The 7,078-nt window shown below is 64.0% G+C and carries 8 protein-coding genes; 1 reads left to right on the top strand and 7 read right to left on the bottom strand.

The genetic code is table 11. The features are described 5' to 3' along the window. The coding region (locus EOA29_RS19860) for a glycine cleavage T C-terminal barrel domain-containing protein (RefSeq protein WP_145969715.1) at positions 1-387 on the top strand (387 nt) is incomplete at its 5' end. Between the two features lie 167 nt (positions 388-554). On the opposite strand, the gene EOA29_RS19850 is transcribed toward EOA29_RS19860, so the two are convergent. The 7 genes from EOA29_RS19850 to EOA29_RS19820 are packed head-to-tail and all read right to left on the bottom strand — an operon-like array spanning position 555 to position 7,067. Then, entirely contained in the window at positions 555-1,142 is a 588-nt protein-coding gene (locus EOA29_RS19850) for an NAD(P)H-dependent oxidoreductase (RefSeq protein WP_126093253.1), read from the bottom strand. Beyond that, positions 1,142-1,723, bottom strand: coding sequence for an NAD(P)H-dependent oxidoreductase (locus EOA29_RS19845; RefSeq protein ID WP_189350000.1), 582 nt, complete (start codon positions 1,721-1,723; stop codon positions 1,142-1,144). Before EOA29_RS19845 ends, EOA29_RS19850 begins: the two co-directional genes overlap by 1 nt. Then, complete coding sequence (locus EOA29_RS19840) at positions 1,723-3,120, bottom strand: FAD-binding oxidoreductase (RefSeq protein ID WP_126095859.1); 1,398 nt, start codon at positions 3,118-3,120, stop codon at positions 1,723-1,725. Before EOA29_RS19840 ends, EOA29_RS19845 begins: the two co-directional genes overlap by 1 nt. Next, the gene (locus EOA29_RS19835; protein WP_127221328.1) at positions 3,120-4,421 is read right to left on the bottom strand and encodes a cytosine deaminase; all 1,302 of its coding nucleotides are present in this window, start codon (positions 4,419-4,421) and stop codon (positions 3,120-3,122) included. The genes EOA29_RS19840 and EOA29_RS19835 overlap by 1 nt, the downstream gene beginning before the upstream one ends. Before the next feature lie 33 nt (positions 4,422-4,454). Beyond that, positions 4,455-5,306 carry an ABC transporter permease gene (locus tag EOA29_RS19830; RefSeq protein ID WP_126093250.1) on the bottom strand — a complete coding sequence of 284 codons (852 nt, stop codon included), beginning with the start codon at positions 5,304-5,306 and terminating at the stop codon, positions 4,455-4,457. Continuing rightward, entirely contained in the window at positions 5,293-6,117 is an 825-nt protein-coding gene (locus tag EOA29_RS19825; protein WP_127221327.1) for an ABC transporter ATP-binding protein, read from the bottom strand. Before EOA29_RS19825 ends, EOA29_RS19830 begins: the two co-directional genes overlap by 14 nt. Positions 6,118-6,119: 2 nt before the next feature. Further along, positions 6,120-7,067 carry an ABC transporter substrate-binding protein gene (locus EOA29_RS19820; RefSeq protein ID WP_127221330.1) on the bottom strand — a complete coding sequence of 316 codons (948 nt, stop codon included), beginning with the start codon at positions 7,065-7,067 and terminating at the stop codon, positions 6,120-6,122. Positions 7,068-7,078: the final 11 nt, after the last annotated feature.

Here is a 7,078-nt window from a genome sequence, read left to right as displayed (position 1 = left end):
GACGAGGACAATGTGCTGGAGGCCGGCCTCGGCTTTGCCGTGAAGACGACCAAACGCGACTTCATCGGCCGCGATGCGGTGCTGCGGAAAAGAGAGGCCGGTTTGAGCCGCCGCCTGGTACAGTTTCGCCTCAAGGACCCGCAGCCCCTGCTCTTCCACAACGAGGCGATCCTGCGCGACGGCAGGATCGTCGGCCCGATCACCTCCGGCAATTACGGCCATCATCTCGGCGGCGCGATCGGCCTCGGCTATGTGCCGTGCAAGGGCGAAAGCGAGGCGGACATTCTGGCCTCGTCCTACGAGGTGGAGATCGCCGGTGAGCGCTTCGCCGCGGAAGCATCGCTGAAGCCGATGTACGACCCGAAGGCGGAACGGGTGAGGATGTAGCGCGGTTTTCCCCTTCTCCCCTTGTGGGAGAAGGTGTCGCCGAAGGCGACGGATGAGGGGTGTTCCAGGGAACGCCAGCGTCTCACTCCGCTGGAATACCCCTCATCCGTCTCGGCGCTGCGCGCCGATCCACCTTCTCCCACAAGGGGAGAAGGGAAGTCCGGCCCTCAAAACCTTTCCAGCCTCGCCCGCACCTTATCAAGGAACGCCGCCCGGCTCTTCGGCGTCGAGGAATCCATCAGATAGTGCGCCAGGAAGAATGTCCGGCAGCGCGTGGCGCAGAGCGCCCGAATGCCGCGCAGGATCGTCTTGCGGCCCGGCTGGCCGACGACGACGCTCCACCACGTCGGTGCGCCGCAGGTGGTGATGACGCCGACCTTGGTCACATGCCTCATCAGCGACGTGATCCGCCCTCCGCCGGCCGGCAGCTTGAAGGCGATTTCGGTTGCCCAGACCCGATCGAACCAGCCTTTCAGCATCGCCGGCAGGCCGTACCACCAGGTCGGGTACACGAACAGGATCGCCTCGGCCCACATAAGATGATCGAAATGCGGCTCGAGCGCCGGATCGTCCGGGGCGCGGTCGTTATAGGAACGCCGCTCCTCGCAGCTCATCACCGGATTGAAGTTCTCGGCATAGAGATCGAGCAGCCGCACATCCCAGCCTCTCCCCTTCAGCACCTCTATCGCCGTATCGCGGATCGCCGCGCAATAGCTCTCGGGAACAGGATGGCAATAGACCACCAGCGCGCGCATCAGAATTGGTCCATGCTGGCAGCCACCTTCGCCATGAAGGTCTTGCGCGTCTCGTCGGTCGAGAGGTTCATCGAATAGTGCGCGAGATAGGAGACGGGCGCGCCGGGCTTTATCGTGGCTCGCAGCATGCGCTTTACGACCCTGCGCGGCGGATCGCCCATCAGCATCGCCCGGAACCGGCTGCCGCCATAGGTGGTGACGGCGGCAAGCTTCCGGATATTGTGCAGCGTCGGCTGCACCTTGCCGTCGACCAGCCTGAACGATACGCCGGGCAGGAAGACGCGGTCGAAGAAACCTTTCAGGATCGCCGGATAGCCGTAGTTCCAGACCGGAAACGACAGCACCAGCGCTTCGGCCCTTTTGAGGCGGTCGACGTAACCGGCGACAGCATCGCCCGGCGCGCGCTGGTCGTGGTAGCCGAGCCGTTCGGCCCGCGTCATCCGCGGATCGAAGTCCTCAGCGTAGAGATCACAGTCGTCGATCGTATGTCCCGCCGCCGAGAGCCGCTCGACGATCATCCGGTGCAGGCCGGCATTGAAGCTGGTCTCCACCGGATGAGCGAAAAGCACGAGGACGTTCATCAACTCGCCTTTTGCAGCCCCTTGAACAGGAAGGACTTGCCGGAGCGATAGTCATAGCCTGGGTTCTCCCATGCGATCATCTTGCCGGGATTGAGCAGGCCTTGCGGATCGGTCTCACGCTTGAAGGTAAGCTGAACCTCGTCCGTCTGCTTCATGCCGCCCTCTTCGAGAGTGTAGCGGTGCGGGTTGAAGATCCAGCAGCCGTTGTCCTCATGGATGCGGATGATCTCGTCGAGCCGTTCCTCCGTGGTGAAGCGGACCAGCGGCAGGCCGGCGGCGCCGATGGCGCCATCGAAGCGGATGAATTCGAGATGCGCCGGCACCTCGTCGCCGAAGCGGTCGACCATCGCCTTGACATGAGCCAGATGATCCGGCGACGGGTAGCGCACCTGCAGATAGGTGATCGTCGGATCGACCCGGATCGCCCGCAGCGTCGTGTGGTTCCAGGTCAGTTCGTAGGCCGGCGGCAATCCCTTCAGGTCGGTCTCCTGGTCGGCCCTGAAGACAATTTCGCCTTTGCTGGCCCGGACAAACGCGACGAACGCATCCATCGCGTGCGGCGCGATCATGCAGACCACGATGCTCTGCTCGCGCCTGAAGAACTTCTGATGCCGCTTGAAATAGTCGTAAGGAATGGGCGCCGCGATCGACGTGATCAGCTTGGCCAATATGCCATCCTGGACGGCGAGATCGTTGCCGAAGCCGGCCGCGTCCATGAAATCGTCGAAGCCGACAATGACGTCGATCCAGTCGTAGGAGGCCGTCAACGGCATCTCGACCTCGGTGATGATGCCGTTGGTGCCGTAGGCGTGCATGACCTTGAGCACGTCCTCGCCGATCAGTTCCATGACGCGCGGCTCGGCCTCCATCGTCACGGTCCTGAGCCGGATGACGTTGCCGAGGTCGCGCAACCCGCCCCAGCGGATCGAGCCGACACCGCCTGAGCCGCCGGCGACGAAGCCGCCGATCGATGCCGTGTTGTAGGTGGACGGCGACATGCGCAGTTCCTGGCTGGAATGCGCGCGCGTCGCCTTGTCGATATCGGCCAGCACCGCGCCCGGTCCGGTCACGACGCGCCCTGGCGCGATCGCCTTTACCTCGTTCATCTCGGCGAGGTTGAGCACCACGCCGCCCGACAGCGGCATTGCCTGCCCGTAATTGCCGGTGCCACTGCCGCGCGGCGTCACCGGGATGCCATGCCGATGGCAGGCGGCGAGCACGCGGATCACTTCCTCCTCGTTCTTCGGCGTGACGATCAGGTCGCCGGTGATATGGTCGAGCTGCTGCTTCAGCACCGGGCTGTACCAGTAGAAGTCGCGGCTCTTCTGCTGGACGATGGCCGGATGGTCGTCGATCTTGAGTCCTTGAAGATCGCGCTGCAGCGCTGCGGTATCCATCATCCCACCATCAATTCGTCGAGTTCGGTATAGTCCGGCAGCCGGCATTCGATCGCCCTGCCCGCACGCACCACGATGCGATCCGATTCGGGCCGCGACAGCAATTCGGTCCAGCTCCGTCCCTTGAAGACGATGAAGTCGGCACTGCCGCCGGCCGCGAGCGTTCCGGCATCATCGAGCCGCATCACCTCGGCCGGCGTTGCCGCCACCGCCTTCGGCCAGTCGCCGACCGGGTGGTCGAAATGCAGGATGCGCGTCGCCATCCGGTAGACTTCGAGCATGTCGAGATCGCCATAGGCGTAGAATGGGTCGCGCGTGTTGTCGGAGGCGATACAGACCTTGATGCCGCGCGCTTTCATTTCGTGCAGCAGCGTCACGCCGCGCCAGCGCGGTGTCGTTCCATTATTGCGCCTGTCCTGCAGATAGAGGTTGCACATCGGCAGCGACACCACGGCGAGGCCCGCCTTCGCCACCTTGTCCAGCGTGTCGAGCACCTCGAGATCCGGCTGGCGCGAGAGCGAGCAGCAATGGCCGACGAGGATGTTGCCCTCGAAACCGTTCCATAGCGAGGCCTCGGCGATCTTCTTCAGCGAGATCGCCGCGACGTCATCGGTCTCGTCGGCATGGAAATCGAGGTCGAGCCCATGCTTGATCGCCTGCGCAAAAACCCGGTCGAGCAGTTCCTCCAGATCGGGCACCATGTAGGTGACGACGCCGAGCACACCCTTGGCCGCGGCGACGCGCTTTGCCAGCCGCTCGAACCAGGCCTTGTCGCGCACGCCTTCGATACCGAGCAGGCAGGCGGCCTGCAGGTCGATGCGGCCGCGCCATCTCTCGCGCACCGTCTCGAACACCGGCCAGGAGATCTCCTCCTGCGGCGGCACGCTGTCGAGATGCGTCCGCAGGGCCTTGGTGCCATGCGCGTAAGCGCAGCGCAGCGAGAAATCCATGCGGCGCGCGACGTCCTCCGCGCTCCAGCGCGCCGCACGGTCGGCGCCGGTGGCGTTGAGCGCACCCATGAAGGTGCCGTCGGGATTGGGTTTTCGAGGCCAGATGTGGCCCTTGTCGATATGGGTATGGCAGTCGACGAAACACGGCAGCACGATGCGGCCGCCGAGGTCGATCGCGTCGGCCGAGGCCTTCGATCCGCCATGCGCGACGATGCTGGCAATCTTGCCGTCGGCGACGGCGATGTCGGCGAGCGCGAAGCCGTCGCTGTCGAAGGTTGCGAAGAGGCCCGGCGTCAGCGACGCATGCAGCCGGACATTGCCAAGCCGGTATGACGCTGAGTCCGGAATCAACTGCTGCGCTCCTGGGTGACGGGACGAACCATCCTACCGCTCCTGCTTCAGCGCGCTCTCGTGCCAGCGGCGCAGGATGAGATGCGACACCAGCGACAGAACCAGGAAGATCAGTATGCCGGTGAGCGAGATCAGGATCAGCGCCGCGAACAGCCTGGGCGCATTGAGCCGGTAGCCGGCCTCGATGATGCGGGAGGCAAGCCCGGACGATTGCCCCTGCGCGCCGGCGACGAATTCGGCCACCACCGCGCCGATCAGCGACAGGCCGCCTGCGATCTTCAGCCCGCCGAGGAAATAGGGCATCGCCGCCGGCAGGCGCAGATAGCGTAGTTGCTGCCAGCGTGTCGCGCCGTTGAGCTTGAACAGGTCGCGCAGATTGCGGTCGACCGAATTCAGCCCGAGCGTGGTGTTGGAGAGGATCGGGAAGAAGGCCACGATCCAGGCGCAGAGCAGGAGCTTCGTCGTCTGGTTGTTGATGTAGATGTTGATCAGCGGGAAGATCGCGACGATCGGCGTCACCTGCAGCACGATGGCGAAGGGGAAGAACGACATCTCCACCCATTTCGACTGCGCGAACAGCACCGCCAGCCCGACACCGCCGATGACGGCAAGAAGCAGGCTGAGGAAGGTTATTTTTAGCGTTACCAGCAGTGAGGAAGACAGCAGCCCGGCATCGTCGTGCAGCGTCTGCAGCACCACGCCCGGACGCGGCAGGATGTATTGTGGGATCTCGTTCCAGACGCAGATGCGGTCCCACAGCCAGATTGCCAGCACCATGATCGCCAGCGGCAGCACCCATTTGCCGATCCGCTCCAGCCGCTCCTGGCGGACGCGGCGCGCCTCTTCGGGATCGAGCTTCAGCGCGGTGTCTTCAATGGCCGTCATGATGAGGTCCGGCAGTTGAGTTGATGGCATTCACCAGCACGTCCGAGGCTTGCCGGCAAAGCGCGGCGTAGTCGGGCGAAGTCCGGAACACCTCGTCGCGCGGATAAGGCGCGTCGATGGCGAGCTCGCCGAAGACACGACCCGGCCGCGCGGCCATGACGACGACGCGGCTCGACAGGAACACGCTTTCGAAGACGCTGTGGGTGACGAAGACGACGGTGAAGCGCTCGTCCTGCCAAAGCTCCAGAAGATCGTTGTTGAGCTTGAAGCGGGTAATTTCGTCGAGCGCGGCGAAGGGCTCGTCCATCAAGAGGATGCGCGGCTTCGTCACCATGGCCCGCGCGATCGAGACGCGCATCTTCATGCCGCCGGAAAGCTCGCGCGGCACGGCGTTCTCGAAACCATTGAGGTGGACGCGCGCCAGCATCTCCATCACAGCGGGTTCCGCCCTGGCACGCGACACGCCCTTCAGCCTGAGCGGCAGCCAGACATTGTCGAAGACGCTGGCCCAAGGCAGCAGTGTCGGCTCCTGGAAGACGAAGCCGATATTCGAGCGGTCGATCGAGCCGCGCCAGTCGAGCTGCCCGGAGGTCGGCGTCGACAGGCCGGCGATCAGCCGCAGCGCCGTCGACTTGCCGCAGCCGGACGGGCCGAGCAGGCTGAGGAAATCGCCCTCCCGGATCGCCAGGTTGACCTTGCTCAGCGCCGTCACCCCGTTGGAAAAGGCCTTGCCGACATTGCGGAGCGCCAACAGCATCGGGCCTTCACCCGATGCCGTTGCCGGCGCCTGCGCCACTTTCTCCAGCTTCACGGTTACTTCTTCAGGTCCAGCCCGACGCCCTTGTTGATGAAGGCAAGCGTGTAGGCTTTCTTGATGTCGATGCCCGGCTGCGCGACCTTGGCCTTGACCATCTTGTCGTAGAACCCCTGGATGCGTGCATCGGTCATGGCGCCGATGCCGAGCTTTTCCGAATCGCCGGAATCGACAATGCCGAACTTCTTCAGCTGTTCGATCGAGAAGGCGATCTGCTCGTCCGTCATGTCCGGATTGTCCTTCTTGATCATCTCGTTGGCGGCCTTGTTGTCACCGTAGAGATAATTGTACCAGCCCTTGGCCGAGCCATCGACGAAGCACTGGACGACCTCGGGCCGCTTGTCGATCGTGTCCTGCATCACCTCGATGGTCGTCGCGTAAGTATCCCAGCCGTTGTCGGCAAGCAGGAACTGGTTCGGCACGAACCCACCCTGCTTCTGCACCGCGAAGGGCTCAGACGTCACATAGCCCTGCTGGATCGACTTCTTGTTGGCGATGAAGGGCGCCGGATTGAAGGTGTAGGGCACGCGCTTGGCAGCGTCGAAGCCGAGATCGGTCACCATCCACTGGAAGAAGGTCTGCGCGCCCTCGTCGCCGAGGATATACTGGTCGGCGTTCTTCAGGTCCTCCCACTTGTCCAGCCCCTGCCCCGGCTGGGACATGATGACCTGCGGGTCCTTCTGGAAGTCGGCCGCCACAACGCGCATCGGGATGCCCTGCTGCACCGCATCGAAGGCCGAGAGCAGGTTGCCACCCATGTAGAAATCGATCTTGCCGGCAAGCAGCATCGGCCGGCCGCTGACCTGCGGCCCGCCCTGCATGATGGTGACGTCGAGGCCGCAAGCGGCGTAGGTGCCGTCGGCGATCGCCTGATAGTAGCCGCCATGTTCCGGCTCGGCCAGCCAGTTGGTGCCGAAGGTGACTTTCTCGTTGGCGGCCGCGCCCAGCGTGCCTGCCG

This window comes from Mesorhizobium sp. M1E.F.Ca.ET.063.01.1.1 (assembly GCF_003998155.1).
Taxonomy (GTDB): domain Bacteria; phylum Pseudomonadota; class Alphaproteobacteria; order Rhizobiales; family Rhizobiaceae; genus Mesorhizobium.
Note: the sequence above shows the minus strand (reverse complement) of the source record. Positions and strands in the feature narration are given on the sequence as shown.